At 67.2% G+C, this 17,379-nt stretch carries 22 protein-coding genes and 2 tRNA genes; 7 read left to right on the forward strand and 17 right to left on the reverse strand.

Going from position 1 to position 17,379, the window contains the following annotated elements; translation table 11 throughout:
• Positions 1-154: 154 nt before the first annotated feature.
• Positions 155-778: a LysE family translocator gene (locus tag KIT25_12365; protein ID UYN97674.1), complete on the reverse strand. Its 624-nt coding sequence runs from the start codon at positions 776-778 to the stop codon at positions 155-157.
• Between the two features lie 181 nt (positions 779-959).
• Here KIT25_12365 and KIT25_12370 point away from each other — a divergent pair, with 181 nt between their 5' ends.
• Positions 960-1,574 carry a TetR/AcrR family transcriptional regulator gene (locus KIT25_12370; GenBank protein UYN97675.1) on the forward strand — a complete coding sequence of 205 codons (615 nt, stop codon included), beginning with the start codon at positions 960-962 and terminating at the stop codon, positions 1,572-1,574.
• Between the two features lie 4 nt (positions 1,575-1,578).
• On the opposite strand, the gene KIT25_12375 is transcribed toward KIT25_12370, so the two are convergent.
• The gene (locus tag KIT25_12375) at positions 1,579-2,127 is read right to left on the reverse strand and encodes a GNAT family N-acetyltransferase (protein ID UYN97676.1); all 549 of its coding nucleotides are present in this window, start codon (positions 2,125-2,127) and stop codon (positions 1,579-1,581) included.
• A gap of 24 nt (positions 2,128-2,151) precedes the next feature.
• On the opposite strand from KIT25_12375, the gene KIT25_12380 reads away from it, so the two are divergent.
• From KIT25_12380 to KIT25_12390, 3 genes are read left to right on the forward strand one after another with little or no spacing between them, the layout of a single operon-like run.
• Positions 2,152-2,775, forward strand: a complete 624-nt coding sequence (locus tag KIT25_12380) for an HAD-IA family hydrolase (protein UYN97677.1) — start codon at positions 2,152-2,154, stop codon at positions 2,773-2,775.
• A 5-nt stretch (positions 2,776-2,780) separates the two neighbouring features.
• Entirely contained in the window at positions 2,781-3,110 is a 330-nt protein-coding gene (locus KIT25_12385) for a DHCW motif cupin fold protein (protein UYN97678.1), read from the forward strand.
• A gap of 1 nt (position 3,111) precedes the next feature.
• Complete coding sequence (locus KIT25_12390; protein ID UYN97679.1) at positions 3,112-3,999, forward strand: NAD(P)-dependent oxidoreductase; 888 nt, start codon at positions 3,112-3,114, stop codon at positions 3,997-3,999.
• Here KIT25_12390 and KIT25_12395 read toward each other — a convergent pair.
• Positions 3,996-4,334 carry a hypothetical protein gene (locus tag KIT25_12395; GenBank protein ID UYN97680.1) on the reverse strand — a complete coding sequence of 113 codons (339 nt, stop codon included), beginning with the start codon at positions 4,332-4,334 and terminating at the stop codon, positions 3,996-3,998. The two genes, KIT25_12390 and KIT25_12395, sit on opposite strands and share 4 nt — an antisense overlap.
• Positions 4,335-4,384: 50 nt before the next feature.
• On the opposite strand from KIT25_12395, the gene KIT25_12400 reads away from it, so the two are divergent.
• Positions 4,385-5,920 (forward strand): M81 family metallopeptidase, encoded by a 1,536-nt coding sequence (locus KIT25_12400; GenBank protein ID UYN97681.1) that lies wholly within the window; start codon positions 4,385-4,387, stop codon positions 5,918-5,920.
• Here the strand turns inward: KIT25_12400 and KIT25_12405 are convergent.
• The 3 genes from KIT25_12405 to hisI are packed head-to-tail and all read right to left on the reverse strand — an operon-like array spanning position 5,877 to position 8,009.
• Complete coding sequence (locus KIT25_12405; protein UYN97682.1) at positions 5,877-7,079, reverse strand: MFS transporter; 1,203 nt, start codon at positions 7,077-7,079, stop codon at positions 5,877-5,879. The two genes, KIT25_12400 and KIT25_12405, sit on opposite strands and share 44 nt — an antisense overlap.
• Positions 7,080-7,095: 16 nt before the next feature.
• Complete coding sequence (locus KIT25_12410; GenBank protein UYN97683.1) at positions 7,096-7,587, reverse strand: hypothetical protein; 492 nt, start codon at positions 7,585-7,587, stop codon at positions 7,096-7,098.
• On the reverse strand, positions 7,584-8,009 hold the full coding sequence (hisI, locus tag KIT25_12415) for a phosphoribosyl-AMP cyclohydrolase (protein ID UYN97684.1): 426 nt from the start codon (positions 8,007-8,009) through the stop codon (positions 7,584-7,586). Before hisI ends, KIT25_12410 begins: the two co-directional genes overlap by 4 nt.
• A gap of 47 nt (positions 8,010-8,056) precedes the next feature.
• Between hisI and KIT25_12420 the strand changes: the two genes are divergently transcribed.
• On the forward strand, positions 8,057-8,536 hold the full coding sequence (locus tag KIT25_12420; protein ID UYN97685.1) for a transcriptional repressor: 480 nt from the start codon (positions 8,057-8,059) through the stop codon (positions 8,534-8,536).
• On the opposite strand, the gene KIT25_12425 is transcribed toward KIT25_12420, so the two are convergent.
• The 9 genes from KIT25_12425 to KIT25_12465 form a co-directional block, all read right to left on the reverse strand.
• On the reverse strand, positions 8,533-9,582 hold the full coding sequence (locus KIT25_12425) for a mandelate racemase (protein UYN97910.1): 1,050 nt from the start codon (positions 9,580-9,582) through the stop codon (positions 8,533-8,535). The two genes, KIT25_12420 and KIT25_12425, sit on opposite strands and share 4 nt — an antisense overlap.
• Before the next feature lie 79 nt (positions 9,583-9,661).
• Positions 9,662-10,855, reverse strand: a complete 1,194-nt coding sequence (gene metC, locus KIT25_12430; protein ID UYN97686.1) for a cystathionine beta-lyase — start codon at positions 10,853-10,855, stop codon at positions 9,662-9,664.
• Positions 10,856-10,879: 24 nt separating this feature from the next.
• Positions 10,880-11,464: a GNAT family N-acetyltransferase gene (locus KIT25_12435; protein UYN97687.1), complete on the reverse strand. Its 585-nt coding sequence runs from the start codon at positions 11,462-11,464 to the stop codon at positions 10,880-10,882.
• The gene (locus KIT25_12440) at positions 11,461-12,315 is read right to left on the reverse strand and encodes an SDR family NAD(P)-dependent oxidoreductase (protein UYN97688.1); all 855 of its coding nucleotides are present in this window, start codon (positions 12,313-12,315) and stop codon (positions 11,461-11,463) included. The genes KIT25_12435 and KIT25_12440 overlap by 4 nt, the downstream gene beginning before the upstream one ends.
• On the reverse strand, positions 12,315-13,175 hold the full coding sequence (gene sseA, locus KIT25_12445) for a 3-mercaptopyruvate sulfurtransferase (protein UYN97689.1): 861 nt from the start codon (positions 13,173-13,175) through the stop codon (positions 12,315-12,317). The genes KIT25_12440 and sseA overlap by 1 nt, the downstream gene beginning before the upstream one ends.
• 14 nt (positions 13,176-13,189) lie before the next feature.
• Complete coding sequence (locus KIT25_12450) at positions 13,190-13,891, reverse strand: alanyl-tRNA editing protein (protein ID UYN97690.1); 702 nt, start codon at positions 13,889-13,891, stop codon at positions 13,190-13,192.
• A 10-nt stretch (positions 13,892-13,901) separates the two neighbouring features.
• Positions 13,902-14,813, reverse strand: a complete 912-nt coding sequence (locus KIT25_12455) for a ribokinase (protein ID UYN97691.1) — start codon at positions 14,811-14,813, stop codon at positions 13,902-13,904.
• Positions 14,810-15,811 carry a cysteine synthase A gene (locus tag KIT25_12460; protein UYN97692.1) on the reverse strand — a complete coding sequence of 334 codons (1,002 nt, stop codon included), beginning with the start codon at positions 15,809-15,811 and terminating at the stop codon, positions 14,810-14,812. The genes KIT25_12455 and KIT25_12460 overlap by 4 nt, the downstream gene beginning before the upstream one ends.
• A gap of 61 nt (positions 15,812-15,872) precedes the next feature.
• A complete protein-coding gene (locus KIT25_12465; protein UYN97693.1) occupies positions 15,873-16,487 on the reverse strand; it encodes an NUDIX domain-containing protein in 615 nt (204 codons plus the stop codon).
• 132 nt (positions 16,488-16,619) lie between these two features.
• Here KIT25_12465 and KIT25_12470 point away from each other — a divergent pair, with 132 nt between their 5' ends.
• Positions 16,620-17,081 (forward strand): winged helix-turn-helix transcriptional regulator, encoded by a 462-nt coding sequence (locus KIT25_12470; protein ID UYN97694.1) that lies wholly within the window; start codon positions 16,620-16,622, stop codon positions 17,079-17,081.
• Between the two features lie 19 nt (positions 17,082-17,100).
• Here KIT25_12470 and KIT25_12475 read toward each other — a convergent pair.
• A tRNA-Asn gene (locus KIT25_12475) sits at positions 17,101-17,175 on the reverse strand.
• Positions 17,176-17,230: 55 nt separating this feature from the next.
• Positions 17,231-17,304 (reverse strand) — tRNA-Cys (locus KIT25_12480).
• Between the last annotated feature and the right edge of the window lie 75 nt (positions 17,305-17,379).

Genomic DNA, 17,379 nt, shown 5'->3' on the forward strand with positions numbered 1-17,379 from the left:
GGGTGCGGGCTGCGGTCCGGCGGTGGCACGCGGCTGTTCGCCCTGCCGTTCGCCGTGCCACCGTTCGATCTCTTCCTCTATTGGCACGAGGCGATGGACGCCGACCCGGCCAACAAGTGGCTGCGCGGCGAGCTGCTGGCGGCGATGGCCTAGCTCAGTTCCGCGCCTGCACGACAACCGTCGCTACGCCGGCGCCGATCAGCAGGCCGCCGCCGACCTTGTTGAAGGTGCCGATCGCACGCGGGTTGGCGACCATGCCGCGCGCCCGCGAGGCGACCAGGGCGTAGCCGAGGGCGTTGGCGAAGGCGAGCACCAGGAACGTCGTCTCGAACACCAGCATCTGCGTCACGAAATCGGCGCGCGGATCGAGGAACGCCGGCAGGAAGGCGACGAAGAAGGTGATGCTCTTGGGATTGAGTGCCGTCACCAGCCAGGCATGGCCCAGCATCCTGGGCGCCGAGACGGCATCGGTGCGGGGCGCCGCCTCGATCGCACCGCCGGCGCGCCAGAGCTTGACGCCGAGATAGACGAGGTAGGCTGCGCCGACCCATTTCAGGGCAGTGAACAGCGTTGCCGAGGCGGCGAGCAGGGCGCCCACGCCCAGCATCGACAGCGTCATGGCGGTGAAGTCGCCCAGCGCGACGCCGACCGCCATGGGCAGCGCCGTTCGCCAGCCCTGGCCGAGGGCATAGGACACGACCAAGAGGACGGTCGGGCCGGGGATGATCAGGAGGATGGAGGAGGCGGCGGCGAAGGCGAGCCAGAGTTCGAGGGTCATGAGGCTAACGAAGACACAGCCAGGGAGCGAAGTCATCCCGCACCGGAGTGAGCGGCGGAAGGGCCAGCGGGACGAGAAGAGGGTGGTTGGCGGAGATCTTTTCTGTGTCAAAATTAATCTAGCCGCCGACAGGCAATGCCAATTCCTTGACTCCCACAGGCCAAAGGGGGCTTGTCCGGCCATGGCAAGGCCCGGCAAGCCCTATCACCACGGCGAGCTTCGCGAAGCGCTCGTTTCCGCCGGCCGCAAGCTCCTGGAGGAAAAGGGGCTGCTCGGCTTCACCCTGCGCGAATGTGCGCGGCGGGCGGAGGTCTCGCATGCTGCGCCGGCGCATCACTTCAGGTCGATGGACGATCTGCTGGCCGAGATCGCCACGCGCGGCTGGCGCGAGCTCTCTGCCGCCATGGCCAGGGAGGCCGGCCGGGCCGCCGACGATCCGGCCGCCCGGCTGGTGGCGCAGGGCGTGGGCTACATGGCCTTCGCGGCGGCCAATCCCATGCTGTTCCGGCTCATGTTCAACCGCGAATCAGACCGCTTCGAGACACCGGCCCTGGCGGCCGCGGCGAAGGAGGCGCGCGAGCGGCATGGGGGGGCGGTCGAAGCGGTCATTCCCGACGCCTCGGCCGACGTGAAGGACCGCATGAGCGACTTCGCCTGGGCCACCGTGCACGGCTTCATCACCCTGGTCCTCGAAGGCCAGATCGGCGAGCGCGATTCCTCGCGTGCCCTCAAGGCCCGCAGCCTCGCCGTGCTGGCCGCCGTCGTCGAGACCATCGTCCGCTCGGGCTCGCGCTGAAGCGTCAGAGTGGAATCCGGAAGCGCAGCTCGTCCTTACCGTAGAGCGCCGCATGGAAGCGCTCGATGAACGCACCGCCGTTGGCGAGGATCACCTTCTGCGAGACCTCGTTGTCGGGGTCGGTGGTCAGTTCGACGGAGGAAAGTCCCTCGCGCCTGGCCTCTACCATCATCAACGCCAGCGCCCGGGTGGCGTAGCCCCGTCGGCGTTTCCAGGGAACGACCGCGTAGCCTATGTGTCCCAGGACATACGAAGGCAGTGCGTCGGTACCGGGTTGCCAGCGAAGACCGATAGATCCGCAGAACGTGCCATCCCACATCCACCGCCTGTAGCCGGGCAAACGTGGCACTTGGCGACCATCGGGCAGGGTGATCGGTCCGCCGCGCGCCTGGCGGTCGTCCATCCCGAGCAGGAAGCCCACCGGGTCGTGCGCGATCCGCGCCAGTTCCTCGCGAGCCGCCGCCTCCAAGCGGACGTTGTCGGGTGACCAGCCTCGACGCAGGGCGTCGGCATAGGCCTCGAGGTGCTCCGGAGCGGGGACGACGAGTTGCATGGCGCTGCTGTAGCATGCGCGACCATGAGCTCCAGCCCCGTTCTCGTCCTCGACATCGACGGCGTCGTCTCGCTCGCCCAGCCCGGCTCCGACGCGCCGTGGTACGCCACCCTCGAGGCTGACTGGGGGCTCAGCCACGACCGCGAGCTGGCGCCCGAATTCTTCCTGCGCGAGCCGTTCGAGCAGGTGTTGCGCGGGCGCCTCGATCTTTATGCCGCGCTGCAGGAATATCTCGCCGGCAAGGGGCTGGCGGATCGGCTGGAGGCGTTCGTCGCCTACTGGTTCGAGAAGGACGCCGTGATCGACCGCGAGGTGCTGGCGATGGCCGACGCCTGGCGAAGGCGCACCGGAGGCCGGGTGTTCGCCGCCACCAACCAGGAGCATCACCGCATCGCCCATCTCCGCGACACGGTCGGGATCGGACAGCATTTCGACGAGATGATCTATTCTGCGGCGCTCGGCGTCTGCAAGCCCGACCGCGTCTTCTTCACCAACGCGCAGGCGCGCATCGGCGTGACGGCGGCGCAGGCCATCCTGTTCGTCGACGACAAGGCGGCCAATGTCGACGGCGCCCGCATGGCCGGCTGGCGCGCCATGCTCTATCGCGGCCGCGAGAGCCTTGCGCGGGCGCTGGAGCGGTGGGAGTAAGGGCCATGCTGATGTTCGACATCCCCTTCGGCACCACGGACTGGCAGGGCGTGGAACGCACGGAGCATCCGGGCGAGACGGGCAAGGCCTACTGGCGCACGCGCACCTTCAACAACATCCGCGTGCGCATGGTCGAGTACACGCCGGGCTATCTCGCCGATCATTGGTGCCAGAAGGGTCACGTGCTGCTCGTCCTCGAGGGCGAACTGCACACCGAATTGGCCGATGGCAAGACGGTGGTGTTGAAGCCCGGCCAGAGCTATCAGGTCGCCGACAACACGCTCGGCCATCGTTCGCGCACCGAAAAGGGCGCCAAACTCTTCATCGTGGACTGACATGACGGACAAGATCGGATTCATCGGCGTCGGCACCATGGGCGAGCCGATGTGCCGCAATCTCGCCGCGAAGATCGGCAGAACCGTGTTGGCGGCCGACCGCGATCGCGCGCCGCTCGGGCGGCTTGCCGCCGATGGCGTGAGGAGCGCCTCTGTCGAAGAGATCGCGGCCGAGTGCACGACCATCTTCCTGTCGTTGCCCGGCGGCAAGGAAGTCGAGCAGGTCTGCCTGGGCGAGGGCGGGCTGGTCTGGAAGGCGCGGCCCGGCTGGAGCGTGATCGACCTGTCGACGGCGCCGGTATCGCTGGCGCGCCGGCTTTATGCCGAGTTCGAGGGCAAGGGCACGGCTTTCGCGGACGCGCCGGTCGCGCGCACCCGCCAGGCGGCGATCGACGGCACGCTCTCGATCATGGTCGGGGCTACCGAGGCGACCTTCCGGCGCATCGAGCCACTGCTGCGCACCATGGCGAGCGAGGTGACGCATTGCGGCGAGGCGGGCGCGGGCCAGGCCGTCAAGATCCTCAACAACATGATCCTGTTCCAGACCGGCGTGGCGCTGGCCGAGGCGCTGTCGATCGCGCGCGCGCACGGCGTCGATGGCAGGGTGCTGTTCGAGACGCTGACCAAGGGCTCGGCCGATTCTTTCGCTCTCAGGAACCACGGCATGAAGGCGATGCTGCCGGGGGTTTTTCCCGAGCGGGCCTTCTCGACCGAGTACGCGCTGAAGGACCTGTCCTATGCCATCGAGATGGCCGAGGAGAAGGGCGTGCCGGCGCTCGGCTCCGACGTGGCGCGCGAGCTGATGGAACGCGCCGTCGCGCTCGGCCACGGCAAGGAATACTGGCCGGTGCTGCTGCGCTCGATCGAGGACGGGACGAAGCCGGGCTAGCCTTTCGGCTCCTCGACGCGCACCAGCTCGTAGCCGCGGCTGCGCATGCAGAAGGCAGCGAGCCGGCTCTCGGCAAACAGCCGGTCGGTCTCCCAGCTCAGGCGCGAGAAGGAATAGCCGCGTCCGAACCAAGCGGACGGCGCGCCGTAGCCGAACCCGTACCAGTAGGGGAAGGGCGGGGTCGAATAGCGGAATGCCTCGCGTTGTGCCGCGACCCGGCACTCCTGCGAATCGTGCTCGATCGTAGCCAGGTCGGCACCCTGCTTCTCCCAGCGCACGGTAGAGGCGCAGGCGCCGAACGCGAGCAGCGGCAGGAGAAGCAGGAATCTCCGCATGCGTGCTATGGTCCTCCCGTTGCGTCCGATTGTGAAGGGGGAGCGTGAGCATGGCGCGCATTGCCGTCGGCGGTTTTCAGCATGAGACGAACACGTTTGCGCCCCAGCAGGCGACCTGGGACGATTTCGTGCGCGCCGACGCCTGGCCGGGCCTGCTGCGCGGGGCGGAGATGATCGCGGCCGTCGAGGGCTTCAACATTCCGGTCGCCGGCGCGGTGAAACGACTGCGCGAGCTCGGCCACGAGATCGTGCCGCTCGCATGGGCGGCGGCCCCGCCGGCTTCCTACGTCACGGAGGATGCCTACGAGCGCATGTGGCGGCTGTTCGCCGAGGATCTGCGCACGCTTGGCCCATTCGACGCGGTCTATCTCGACCTGCACGGCGCCATGGTGGCGGAGCACACCCAGGACGGCGAGGGTGAACTGCTGCGACGCATCCGCGGCCTGGTCGGTGGCGACCTGCCGATCGTGGCGAGTCTCGACTATCATGCGAATTTGACTCCCGAGATGGCGAGCCTGGCGACCGCGCTGGTGGGGTATCGCACCTATCCGCACATCGACATGGCGACAACGGGAAAGCGTGCCGTCGAGTTGCTCGACAGGCTGCTCCGGGAGAAGCGGCCCGTCCATCGCGCCTACCGCCAACTCGACTTCCTCATCCCGCTGGTGTGGCAGTGCACCTTCATCGAGCCCGCCAAGAGCATCTTCGACCTGGTCGGCGAACTGGAAGCCGGCGAGAAGAGCCACAACCAGGGCATCGTCAGCGTCACCCACACGCCGGGATTCCCGCCCGCCGACATCGCCCAGTGCGGCCCGGCACTCGTCGTCTACGGCCACGACAAGGAGGCCGTCGAGGCGGCCGCCGACAAGCTCGCGGGCGCCGTGAAGGCGCAGGAGAAGGCCTTCGCCGGCGAACTGCTCGACCCCGACCAGGCGGCATTGCGCGCCATCGAGCTGTCGAAGACGGCGGGCAGGCCGATCGTGCTCGCCGACGTGCAAGACAATCCCGGCGCCGGCGGCACCTCCGACACGGTCGGGCTTCTCGCCGCGCTCATGCGGCACAAGGCCAGGGGTGCGGTGATCGGCATGATCGTCGACGAAGGCGCCGCGACCGAGGCGGCCACGACCGGCGAAGGCAATGTCATGCGCCGCGGCATCGGCGCGGTCGTAGGCTACGCCGACGAGAAGCCACTGGTCGCCGATTGGCGCGTGGTCAAGGTGGCCGACGGCAGGTTCACCGGTACGGGCCCCTTCTACGGCGGCGCCAGGTTCCAGATCGGGCCGATGGCGCTGGTCACCGACGAGGCGAGCGGCGTCTCGGCCGTGCTCGCCTCCAAGCGCATCCAGGCCGCCGATCAGGAGATGTTCCGGCATGTCGGCGTCGAGCCGGCGAAGGTGCCGATTCTCGGCCTGAAATCGACGGTGCACTTTCGCGCCGACTTCCAGCCCATCGCCGAGACCATCCTCGTCGTGCGCTCGCCCGGCGCGCACATCACCGACCCTGAGGAGATGCCCTACAGACACCTCCGCAGGGGCATCAAGCTCAACCCGATGGGCCGGACGTGGGGCGGACCTCCGGTGCCCTGAAGGCCGGCCGCAGCGCCCAGGCCAGCGGCACGGTTGCCAGCGCCACGCAGCCGGCGACGGCGAGCGCTGGCGCCAACCCGATGAGATCGCCCACCAGGCCGAAGCCGAGGGGCGCGACGGCGCCGGCGATCGAACCGCCGGTGTAGAAGACGGCGAAGGCGTGCGTGCGCCGCTCGGCGCTGACGAATTCTGGCACCGTGCCATAGAGCACCGACGAGGTGCCGTTGAGCGCGAGGCCGACCAGCGGCAGCAGCGCCAGGGCGCCGACGAGCGGCAGGGGCAGCAAGGCGAGGATCATCGCCGTCGTCGCGAGCTCGCTCAGCACGACCGAGGGCACGACACCGAACCGCGCGCCGACCCAGCCCATCGCCAGCTTGCCCGCGGCGCCGCCGGCGAAGACGAGCGACAGGCCGAGCCCGATGGTCGGCAGGTCGGCTCCCTTGTCGCGCAACAGGAACGGCAGGAAGATCAGGAAGCCCGAGCGCACCAATCCGTCGGCGATGTGAATGGAGAACAGCAGCCAGTAGGCCCACGGCCGATCCTGGCCGGCGACCGGCCGGGCTTCGGCGGACGCGGGCGAGACATGCAGCGGCGGCATCGTGGCGATGATGATGCCCGCGCCGAGCACCGCGACACCCGCCATGACGATCATCGCCTCCTGCCAGCCCAGCGAGGCCGCGACCAGGGCGAAGAGGGCGGGCAGGACGACCTTGCCGACGTCGCCGGTGAAATTGTAGGTGCCGAGCGCCGGGCGCGAGCGCAGGCCGGGATAGGCCGCCGCGACCAGGCTCGAGGCGATCGGATGCTGGGTCGCACCGCCCAGCCCCGCCAGCGCCAGCCCGATCACGGCGCCGGCCATGGAGCCGCTGAATCCCGCCAGCAGGTACCCGACGCCGATCAAGGCCGTCCCCGAGGCCAGCACGACGACCCCACCGAAGCGGCGCGCCAACTGGCCCGCCGGGATCTGGCCGCTCGCCATCGCCGCCGAGTAGACGGTCTTGAGCCCGCCGACGGCGGCGTAGCTCAGACTGAATTGCGCCTGCAAGAGCGGGTAGAGGACGTTGAGAAGGTCGGTGAAGCCGTCGTGCAGTGCATGCACCCCGCCGCACACCGCGAGCGTCCGGCGCGCGGAGCGGGGCGTGCGAATGACGGCGCTCATCGGCGGACCCGCGCCGTCAACGGCCCGGCATCCGGTTGAACCAGAAGGTGACCTGCTGATGGAAGTCGTTCTCGGCGAAGGCGACGTCCTGGATGATGCTCGGCCGGCCGGTGCGCGGATAGCGCACGCTGACGAGCCGGCGAAAATTCGTGTCGCTGTGATGGAAGATCAGCAGCTCTTCCTGGCGGCGATGGAACACGAACTCGTGGATGCCCCGGATGTTGACCAGGCTGACGGCATAGCGCCCGTCGCGCGCCTCCTCGGTGATCTGCCGCACCGGAATGTCCCGCACCGGGCTCGGATTGCGGATTCCCATCAATTCATAGGTCTCGGGCGCCATCATGCCGGGGCGGCCGCTGTTCTGGAGCCAGCGCACCATGCGATCGCCGCGCGACAACGTCGACGCGGTCCGGCGACCGAACAGGTCCGATGTTTGCTGGCACGCAGCGGCGGGCAGGAGGAGGGTTGCGGCGAGGAAAGTCCGTCGGGCGACGTCGCGCGGGATCACGCTCGCTCCTTGCCGATCTCGTGCATGTCGACGATCACCGGTGCGATCTCCTCGAGCTTGCCGTCGCGTATCGCGCGGAAGAAGCAGTTGTGCCGGCCGGTATGGCAGGCGACGCCCATCTGGTGGACCAGCGCCAGCAAGGTGTCTCCGTCGCAGTCGACTCGCAGTTCGCGCAACATCTGGACATGGCCCGACGTGTCGCCCTTGCGCCATGGGCCCTTGCGCGAGCGCGACCAGTAGCAAACGCGGCCGGTGCGCATCGTCTCCGCCACGGCAGCGCGGTCCATCCACGCCATCATCAGGACCTCGCCGCTGTCGTGCTGCTGGGCGATCGCGGGCACCAGGCCGTGGACGTCGAACTTGATCGCGGCGAGCATGGAATCGATCGCCGCCTGCGAATAGGTTGTCGGAGCGACGGGCATGGGCGTGCCTTGGCCTGCAGGAGGAAGGGGGCGTATAGTCGCGCCCGGTGAGAAAGTCTACCAAGGCGGCCACGGGCCACGACCATCAGCACTGCGTCGACGACGCCATCGCGGCGGCCGAAAAGCTGTGCGCCACGAAGGGCTTGCGTTTCACACCACTGCGCCGTCGCGTACTGGAGCTGGTCTGGTCGAGCCACAAGCCGGTCGGCGCCTATGCGCTGCTCGACGCCCTGCGCAAGGAGGATCTCGGATCGGCGCCGCCGACGATCTATCGTGCGCTCGACTTCCTGATCGAGAACGGCCTGATACACCGCATCGAGCGCATGAACGCGTTCATCGGCTGCAGCCATCCCGGCGAGAATCACCGCGGCTTCTTCCTGATTTGCGGTGAGTGCGGCAACGCCGAGGAACTGCACAGCGACGGCGTTGCCGACGCGGTCGCGGCGAGCGCCAGCCGGCGCGGCTTCGCCGCTCGCGACATGACGCTCGAGGTGACCGGCATCTGCGCCGATTGTCGACGCGGTTAGTCCGTCAGGGTTCGGAACAGACGGTATGCCGCCGCCTGCGCCTCGAACCCGATGCCTGGCAGATCCGGCGCCCGAACGTCTCCGTCGTTGATCCGGACCGCGTCGGGCAGCCCCCCGAACGGCGCGAAGCTGGTGGGGTTGACCTCGACACCGCCCAACCCCATCGCATCGACCAGATGCAAACAGAAGAGATGTCCGCCGTGCGGCCAGAAGGCCGATCGCTTCCAGCCCGCCTGTTCCATTGTCTCGACGATGCGAATGTACCCAGACACGCCGTAGCAATGCACGGGGTCGAACAGCAGGATGTCCCGGTCGGCGCGCAGGCCGCCGTGGCGCGCGAGCAGCCGCGCCTCCGCTGCCGAGAACATTGGCTCGCCTGCCGCGATTGGCGATGGATAGACCGCCGCGACGGACGCCTGCGTTTCGAAATCGTGTGGATCGCAGATGTCCTCGAACCACAACAGACCGCGGCCGTTCAGGGCCCTGGCCGCATCGAGGCCGGTCCGGGCGTCGTAGCTGTTCATGGCGTCGACGGCGAGGGCAGGGAACACGCGCTGTGCGATCTCGATGCGAGCCAGGTCGGAGGCGAGGTCACTCGCGCCGATCTTGATCTTGGCGCGGCGGTAACCGCTGTCGGCAAAGAGTTTCAGCTCCCCGTCGAGCCGGGAAAGATCGTCGCGTGGATAGAGATATCCACCACTGGCATAGGCCGTGAGATCGCGCGGAGTGCCGCGGTCGCCGAACGTTTTTCTGAGTAGTGCGTGCAGCGGCAGATCGGCGATCTTCGCGGCGGCGTCCCACAGCGCCATGTCGAGGGTACCCACCGCGACGCACCGCTCTCCGTGGCCGCCCGGCTTCTCGCCCTTCATCATGGCGGCCCAGCCGGTCAGCGGGTCGACGTCGCTGGCGGAGAGCAATCGTGGCGCGAAGCGCTCGCGGATCAGGCCGCTCTGCGCAAAACGACCGATCGAGGAGAAGCCGTAACCGATCACGGGTTTGCCGCCGCGCGACACGTCCGTGACCAGCGCCACGATGCTGGTGGTCAGCCCGCCCGATGGAATGGTCGGATCGCGATAGCGGGAGATGTCGACTGATCTCTCCCGGACATCGACGATGCGCATGACCTCAGGCGTTGTGCGCCCGATTGAGCCGCTCGAAGCCTTCGGCGAGGTCGATCTTGAGGTCCTCGACGTCCTCGAGTCCGATATGGACGCGCAACAGGTGCTTGCCCTTGGGCCACGGTACGGCCGTGCGATACTGGTCGGGATGGGCCGGGATCATCAGGCTTTCGTAGCCACCCCAAGAGGCGCCCATGCCGAAGATGTCCATGCCGTCGAGCATCGCGGCGACGGCGTTGCGGCTGAAGCCGTCGCGCAACGTGAACGCGAACAAACCGGAGGCGCCCTTGAACTGTCTCTTCCAGTTGTCGTGTCCGGGGCAATCGGGCAGGGCGGGGTGCAATACCCTGTCGACCTCCGGGCGATCCTTCAGCCAGTTGGCGATGTGAATGCCGCTCCGCTCGTGATGCCGCAGGCGCACGCCCATCGTCCGCAGGCCGCGCAGCGCGAGGTAGCAATCGTCCGGTGCGGCGTGGAACCCGAAGTTCTGGCAGGCCGTCTTCACCGTCTCGAACAGCGGCCGCGTCGCGCACGAGATGATGCCCATCATCGCGTCGGAATGGCCGACGATGTACTTGGTGCCGGCATGCACGGAAATGTCGCAGCCGTGCTCGAACGGCTTGAAATAGAGCGGCGTCGCCCAGGTGTTGTCGATGATGACCGTGGCCCCATGCTTCTTGGCAACGGCTGAGATGGCGTCGACGTCCTGCACCTCGAAAGTCTGCGAGCCCGGCGCCTCCAGATAGACGATCTTGGTGTTCGGCTGGATCAGTTTCTCGATCCCGGCGCCGACCATCGGATCGAAGAACGTGGTCTCGACGCCGAAGTTCTTGAGCGTCGTATTCGAGAAGCGTCGGGCGGGGCCGTAGGCGTTGTCGGTGAGCAACATGTGGTCGCCCGACTTCAGGAAGCCGACGATGGCGCCGGTCACTGCGCCAAGTCCGGATTGCACGGCGATGCAGCGATGCGCGCCCTCGATCGCAGCCACCGCATCCTCCAGCGCCTTCTGCGTGGGAGTGCCGTTGCGCCCATACCCGAAACCCTCGAAGGGAATGCGGTTCTCGAACTTGTCCATCGTTTTCGAGAGAATGGTCGAGGCGTGATAGACGGGCGGATTGACGATGCCGAAATTGGCGTCGGGATCGCGGCCGGCGACGGCCAAAACGGTGTCGGGGCGGGTATAAATTTTCTTCGCGGTCATGATGCGGCGACTATGGCACAGCCGTTACTTCGGCGGCCACCGATAGATGTCCGGCCACAGGACGCGCGGGTCCTGCAGCTCCTTCTCGACCCGCCGCACAAGGCGGAATCCCGCCTTGCGATAGGTGTCGAGCGCGCGCGGATGGTCGACGCTATTGGTGTCGAGGAAGAGTCGCCTGGAGCCGCGCTCGAAGCCGCGCTCGATGGCGCGATCAAGCAACCAAGGACCGATCCTGCGCCCGATGTAAGAGTATTCCAGGCCGAAGAACACGATCTCGTCGCCATAGAGCTCGAAGTAGCCGGCCAGCGCCCTCTCGTGCCGGGCAACGTGGATTTCATGGCCCGGCCGGTTGATCAGGTCGGTCAGCGCGTCGTCGGACAACAGCCTGCGCTCGTACCACAGCCAAGGGCGACCCACCTGATCATAAAGTTCTCGGTAGACTGGCGCCGTCGGTGCACGTTCTCGTGCAAGGTCGATTTCTAGCTTCGGCTTCTCGCCGCGCCGCGTCCAATCGGCCGGCTCGATCTCGAGGTGGGTGATGGTGACGAGCAGCTTGCCGTCGCGACGCGGTTGCGGCTGATGGGCAAAGAGCCCGGCGCTGACCGTCATGTGGGCAACAGGCCGATACGCCGGGCGATCGCTTTGTCGATCATCCGCTTGGGCAGCGCCGTGGTGAGGAAGGTCTGCAACGGGTTGGGCGTCACCGTGTATCGCGTCTTCGGTCTGCCGGTCGTGAGTGCCGTCTTCACTGCCTCGCCGATGCGCTCTGCGGGCAACCCCCTCGCGGCATGCGCGAGCATGTAGGTCTTCATCCGCTCGAGTGCGCCGGCATAGGGCGTTGCCGTGAAGGGAGCGATGTTGTCCTCGGTTTTGTCCCAGATCGGAGTCACGACGGAACCAGGAGCGACGATGATCACGTCGATGCCGAACAGCATCAACTCGCGACGCAACGCCTCCGACAAGCCTTCGAGCGCGAATTTCGACGTCGCGTAAGGGCCGGCGAAGGGCAGGGCGTTCCGGCCGCCGACCGAGGTGATCATGACGATCCGCCCGGGGGATCCATCGCGCGCGCGATCAGCGCCGAGCAGCGGAGCGAACGCCTTCGTCACGACGAGTTGGCCGGTAACGTTGACATCGAGCTGCCGCTTGAATTCATCGACCGGCAGATGCAGCAACGGACCGGCAACGGCGATGCCGGCGTTGTTCACGAGGCCGAACAGAGTCATGCCGGCGAGCTGCGCGTCGACCGCGGCGGCGGCGGCCGACACGCCTGCGACGTCGGTCACGTCGAAGATGAGCGGAGTGACATTGGCGCCCAGCTCCGCGGTCAATCCGTCGGCGTGCTCCTGCTTGCGAACGCTCGCGAAGACACGGAACCCGCTCGCCGCCAGGGCTCTCGCGCAGGCCCGTCCAATGCCCGTCGACGCACCGGTGACGACGACGGCGCGAGCGGTGTCCATCAGGCCGCGCCCGTCACTATCGGCGTGTCGGCGCGGCCGCCCCATTCGGTCCATGAGCCATCGTAAACTGCGGCATCCGGAGCGCCTGTGAGATAAAGAGCGAGGGCGATGACGCAGGCGGTGACCCCCGAACCGCAGCTCGCGGTCACCTTCCTCGACAGGTCGACGCCGGAAGCGGCGATGCGGGCCTTGAGCTCGCCGGCAGGCAGCATCATCCCGGTCGTGGGATCCAGCAGATCGTTGTAGGGAAGATTGAAGGCGCCCGGCATGTGACCGCCGCGCAGGCCGGCGCGCGGTTCTGGCACCTCGCCGCGAAAGCGCGCGGCGGCACGGGCATCGACGACCTGCTCGCGCTTGCTGTCGAGCAGTGCGCGCACGTCGTCGATCGAGCGCACCAGCGAATTGTCGAGCCGCGCCGTGAAATGCCGATCGCGCGGCACGGTCGGATCGTCGGTCACCGACCTTCCCTCGGCCAGCCACTTGGGCAGGCCGCCGTTGAGGACGGCGACATCCTTGTGACCCATGGCGCGGAACATCCACCAGACCCGGCAGGCGCCGGTCATCGGCGCCGTGTCGTAGACGACGATCTTGTTGCCATCCCCGAGGCCGAGCTTGCGCACGCGCGCCGAGAATTTCTCCGGGGAGGGCAGCATGTGAGGCAACGGGCTCGACGTGTCAGCGATCTCGTCGATGTCGAAGAACACGGCGCCTGGCAAGTGCCGTTCGGCGAACTCGGCCTTGGGATCGCGTTTTTGTGCGGGCAGGAAGAACGAGCCATCGACGATGCGCACGTCGGGGGACGTGAGATGCGAAGCGAGCCAGTCGGTGCTGACCAGAGCGTCCGGTCTTGCGTAGTCCATCAGGGCTATTCCTCTCAGGCCAGAGCGATGATGAATCGCCGGTTCATTTTTCCCTTGTTCTCGATCTTGACGCACTCCACGCGGCCGATCTCCGCTGTCCGCGCGACGTGCGTACCGCCACAGGCCTGAAGGTCGACACCCTCGATCTCCAACAGCCGAACGCGCCCGGCATTCATGGGCGGCCGTACGCTCATCGTCTTCACGAGTTCCGGTCGCGCCGCGAGTTCCTCGTCGGTTATCCATTGCGGCACGACAGGGCGGTCGAGGGCTATCAGGGCATTCATCTGCTCGGTCACCCACTCCTTGGCCGGCACTTCACCTTCCAGGTTGAAGTCGAGGCGGCTTTTGTCGGCGTTGACCTGGCCGCCCGTGACATTGCCTTTGATGACGGCGGACATCACGTGCAAGGCGGTGTGCATGCGCATGTGAAGGTAGCGGCGGTCCCAATCCAGCACGGCATGGACACTGGTGCCGGGCGCCGGACGGGGTGCGTCGGCGGCGAGCACGTGCAACACGTCGCTTCCTTCGACTTTCACGGAATCGACGATGCGCGACTCGCCGCCTTGCCAGCGCAGCAGGCCCGTGTCGCCCGGCTGCCCGCCGCCCGTCGGGTAGAAAATAGATCGATCGAGGCGGACGCCGCGTTCGTCGACAGCCGTGACCGTCGCATCCGTTTCCCTGAGATACGCATCCTGCCGGAAGAGTTCGTCGACCATGAAGCGGGATTTAGGCTCTTGGCAAGCGTGCCGCAACGTCCTTCCGACGCGGCATCGACGGGGCCGCACCCAGACCTTCGACGCAACACGCCGCCGCGGCGTTGGCGAAGCGGGCGGCCTCCAGCAGGGGGATGCCGCATGACAACTGGGCCGCCAGGGCGCCAACGAAACAGTCGCCGGCCCCCGTGGTGTCGACGACGCGGACTCGATGCCCGGGGAGTTCCGTCGCCCGATCGCCGGCGACGACCATGGCGCCGCGAGCGCCAAGGGTGGCGATGACGGCACCCACGCCCTTCTGCCGAAGCCGTTCGCAGGCCGCGACGATCATCCGGCGGGAACTGGTCGGGGTGAGCTTGATTCCGGTCGCCTGGCGGAGTTCGAGTTCATTGACGACGGCGATGTCGACCAACCGGAGGAGGCGGACCGGGTGAGGCATCATGGGTGCCATGTTGAGGACCGTTCGCGCTCCCGCAGCCCGCGCTCTTTGGAAGGCGTACTCGGTCGTGGCAACCGGGGTCTCGAACTGCGCGAGCCAGATCTCTCCCGCGCGCGGTCGGCGGCGGATCATCCGGGCCTCGAACGACATGTTGGCGCCCGAGGCGCCGGTGATCGCATTGTCACCGCCGGCGACCTGGATGAGCGCCACGCCCGTGGTCTCGCCGCGGATGACCCGGACGCCGGTGCTGTCGACGTCCTCGTCCGCCAGCACGCCGCGCAAGGTGCAGCCGAACGCGTCGTTGCCGACGGCGCCGATCATCGCCGTTGGAGCACCGAGGCGCGCCGCCGCGACCGCCTGATTCAGGCCCTTGCCTCCGGGAAGAAGGGTTACGGTCGCGCCCAGCACGGTTTCACCGGCGGCCGGACGCCGCGCGCTTTGCGCGATGACGTCCATGTTGAGGCTGCCGCAGACGACGATGGTCATTTCATCCAGGACGGCAGCGGCAGGTTCTTCTCACGCAGGAAAGCCGGATTGAACAGCTTCGACTGATAGCGCTGTCCGCCGTCGGCCAGGATGGTGACGACGATCTTGCCCGGTCCCAGTTCCCGGGCCAGCCTCATTGCGCCGACGATGTTGATGGCGGTCGAGCCGCCCAGGACGAGACCCTCGTGCTCAATCAGATCGAACAGAACGGGCAGGGCTTCCTCGTCGGAGATCTGGTAGGCCATGTCGATCGGCGTGCCCTCCAGGTTCGCCGTCACGCGTCCCTGGCCGATACCTTCGGTGATCGAATTGCCTTCGGCCTTGAGTTCGCCCTTCGTCTTCCAGCTGTAGAGTGCCGACCCCATGGGATCGCTGAGCGCGATCTTGACGTTCGGGTCGCGCTCTTTGAGCGCACGGGCGATGCCGCCGAGCGTGCCGCCGCTGCCGACCGAGCAGGTGAAGCCAGCGATCTTGCCGTCGGTCTGCTCCCAGATTTCGGGGCCGGTGGTGCGATAGTGACCGTCGCGGTTCGCGACATTGTCGAACTGGTTGGCCCAGATGGCGCCGTTGGGCTCCTTGGCAGCGATCTCCTCGGCCAGCCTGCCCGAGTAGCGGACATAGTTGCCGGGGTTGGAGTAGGGAAGGGCCGGCACGAGCCTGAGGTCGGCGCCGCACAGGCGCAGCATGTCCTTCTTTTCCTGGCTCTGCGTCTCCGGCATCACGATGATCGATCGGTAGCCGCGCGCGTTGGCGACCAGGGCGATGCCGATCCCGGTGTTTCCGGCGGTGCCTTCGACGATCACACCGCCGGGCCGGAGCTTCCCGTTCTTCTCCGCGTCCTCGATGATGGCGAGGGCCGCGCGGTCCTTCACCGATCCGCCGGGGTTGAGGAACTCAGCCTTGCCGTAGATCTCGCAACCCGTGGCCTCGGAAGCGGCCCGCAACTTGATCAGCGGCGTGTTGCCGATGCTATCGATGAATCCCGACCGAACCTTCATGATCTGTCGCCTTCCGGACCCCGCACGCGCTCCCAAAGCGACCGTAGCTCACTCGATGCCGTCAGCGCCAGCGGCGCCGGATCTCGTCGCGATGCAGGGCGAGCCATTGCAGGGCGATAACGGCCACCGCGTTGCCGATTTCCCGGCGCTCGATCATGGCCATTGCGTCGACGAAGGGCAGCACCCTGACCAGAATATTCTCTCCTTCGGTCGGCACGCCGAAGATTCCTCCTGCCCTGGACGTGTCCGTGCGGCCAACGAAGATGTGGCAGGACTCCGACATCGCGCCGGGGCTCAGCATGACATTGCAGATCGACTCGATTTCGCCGATGTCAAGGCCGGTCTCCTCCTTGGCCTCGCGCTTCACCATCAGCGCGGCTGTCTCACCTTCCTCGATGATGCCGGCGGCGACTTCCCACTCCCATGGATGCCGGCCCGCAACGTAGGAACCGGCGCGGAACTGCCGGATGAGCACGACCTCGTCGCGCAGCGGATCGTAGGGCATCACGGCGCCGGCCTGGCCGCGTTCGAACACTTCCCGGCTGATGATGCCGCTCACCCCACCCTGGAAAAGACTGTGCCGGAAGAAGTACCGGTTGATGCCGAAGTAACCCCGAAAGGCCACTTCCTGGCGAACCAGTTCGAACGTTTCCTGTGATGGATCTGGATCGGCCATCGACGCGACTCCTGCGGCAATGTCGCGCTCGATAGCATCATCTCGGCCGGCCTGCGAGGGCCTCCGGCAGCTGCGCGAGGGCGCCGTTGCAATAGTTGACAGAGAACGTTGGTATCAACACCATGGTCGTGGATGGCGAAGCCCGAGACGTTGCCGCTGCAGATCACGCACGAAGTCCGTGATGTCTGCCTGTGCTTACATCTCCAGCGGGCGGCGCGGGTGCTGGCGCGTCGCTATGACGACGCGTTGCGGCCGCTCGGCCTGACAAACGGCCAGTTCTCCCTTCTCATGGCGATCAACCGCGAAAGCGTGCCGACTATGGGCGAGGTCGCGGCGTTGTTGGGGGTGGATCGAACGACCCTGACGGCAGCGCTCAAGGCGCTGGAGCGTCGCCGCCTGGTGCGCAGCCTGCAGGACCGCGACGACCGTCGCAGCCGGCGGCTTCTGCTGACCGCTGGCGGGCATGCGCTGATGGTTCGGGCGCTGCCGCTTTGGCGCGAGGCTCAGTCGCAGGCCGAGCGCGCCATGGGCGACCGATCGACGTCCGCGCGACTGCGTGACGACTTGCTGCGGCTCGGCCGGCCAAAGACCTGAAACGATCTGTCGTCGATGATGGCTCCGGGGGCCGGATTCGAACCGGCGACCGATCGGTTAACAGCCGATTGCTCTACCGCTGAGCTACCCCGGATCAGAAGGCGCGGCTTTGTGGCAGAGCCGTCGCCTGCACGCAAGGCCGCCGTGTTTGGAGGCCTGGGCCGGAATCGAACCGGCATACGCGGATTTGCAGTCCGCTGCATAGCCACTCTGCCACCAGGCCGCCCCGTGAAGGTTCTGGAGCGGCGGTGCTATAGGCATGGCCTCTGAGGCGGGTCAAGCGGGCGGGGCCGGGGCT

Origin of the sequence: Enhydrobacter sp., from assembly GCA_025808875.1 — a bacterium.
In the GTDB taxonomy this organism is placed as follows: domain Bacteria; phylum Pseudomonadota; class Alphaproteobacteria; order Reyranellales; family Reyranellaceae; genus Reyranella.

Excerpts from the sequence above, each read along its gene's own strand:
- KIT25_12440 (UYN97688.1), bottom strand. The coding sequence starts at position 12,315 with ATGGACACCGCTCGCGCCGTCGTCGTCACCGGTGCGTCGACGGGCATT.
- KIT25_12385 (UYN97678.1), top strand. The coding sequence starts at position 2,781 with ATGCTGATGTTCGACATCCCCTTCGGCACCACGGACTGGCAGGGCGTG.
- KIT25_12405 (UYN97682.1), bottom strand. The coding sequence starts at position 7,079 with ATGAGCGCCGTCATTCGCACGCCCCGCTCCGCGCGCCGGACGCTCGCG.
- KIT25_12435 (UYN97687.1), bottom strand. The coding sequence starts at position 11,464 with ATGACGGTCAGCGCCGGGCTCTTTGCCCATCAGCCGCAACCGCGTCGC.
- KIT25_12365 (UYN97674.1), bottom strand. The coding sequence starts at position 778 with ATGACCCTCGAACTCTGGCTCGCCTTCGCCGCCGCCTCCTCCATCCTC.
- KIT25_12460 (UYN97692.1), bottom strand. The coding sequence starts at position 15,811 with ATGAAGGTTCGGTCGGGATTCATCGATAGCATCGGCAACACGCCGCTG.
- KIT25_12465 (UYN97693.1), bottom strand. The coding sequence starts at position 16,487 with ATGGCCGATCCAGATCCATCACAGGAAACGTTCGAACTGGTTCGCCAG.
- KIT25_12375 (UYN97676.1), bottom strand. The coding sequence starts at position 2,127 with ATGCAACTCGTCGTCCCCGCTCCGGAGCACCTCGAGGCCTATGCCGAC.
- hisI (UYN97684.1), bottom strand. The coding sequence starts at position 8,009 with ATGCCCGTCGCTCCGACAACCTATTCGCAGGCGGCGATCGATTCCATG.
- KIT25_12370 (UYN97675.1), top strand. The coding sequence starts at position 960 with ATGGCAAGGCCCGGCAAGCCCTATCACCACGGCGAGCTTCGCGAAGCG.
- KIT25_12395 (UYN97680.1), bottom strand. The coding sequence starts at position 4,334 with ATGCGGAGATTCCTGCTTCTCCTGCCGCTGCTCGCGTTCGGCGCCTGC.
- KIT25_12380 (UYN97677.1), top strand. The coding sequence starts at position 2,152 with ATGAGCTCCAGCCCCGTTCTCGTCCTCGACATCGACGGCGTCGTCTCG.
- KIT25_12470 (UYN97694.1), top strand. The coding sequence starts at position 16,620 with ATGGCGAAGCCCGAGACGTTGCCGCTGCAGATCACGCACGAAGTCCGT.
- sseA (UYN97689.1), bottom strand. The coding sequence starts at position 13,175 with ATGGACTACGCAAGACCGGACGCTCTGGTCAGCACCGACTGGCTCGCT.
- KIT25_12455 (UYN97691.1), bottom strand. The coding sequence starts at position 14,813 with ATGACCATCGTCGTCTGCGGCAGCCTCAACATGGACGTCATCGCGCAA.
- KIT25_12390 (UYN97679.1), top strand. The coding sequence starts at position 3,112 with ATGACGGACAAGATCGGATTCATCGGCGTCGGCACCATGGGCGAGCCG.
- KIT25_12450 (UYN97690.1), bottom strand. The coding sequence starts at position 13,891 with ATGGTCGACGAACTCTTCCGGCAGGATGCGTATCTCAGGGAAACGGAT.
- metC (UYN97686.1), bottom strand. The coding sequence starts at position 10,855 with ATGACCGCGAAGAAAATTTATACCCGCCCCGACACCGTTTTGGCCGTC.
- KIT25_12400 (UYN97681.1), top strand. The coding sequence starts at position 4,385 with ATGGCGCGCATTGCCGTCGGCGGTTTTCAGCATGAGACGAACACGTTT.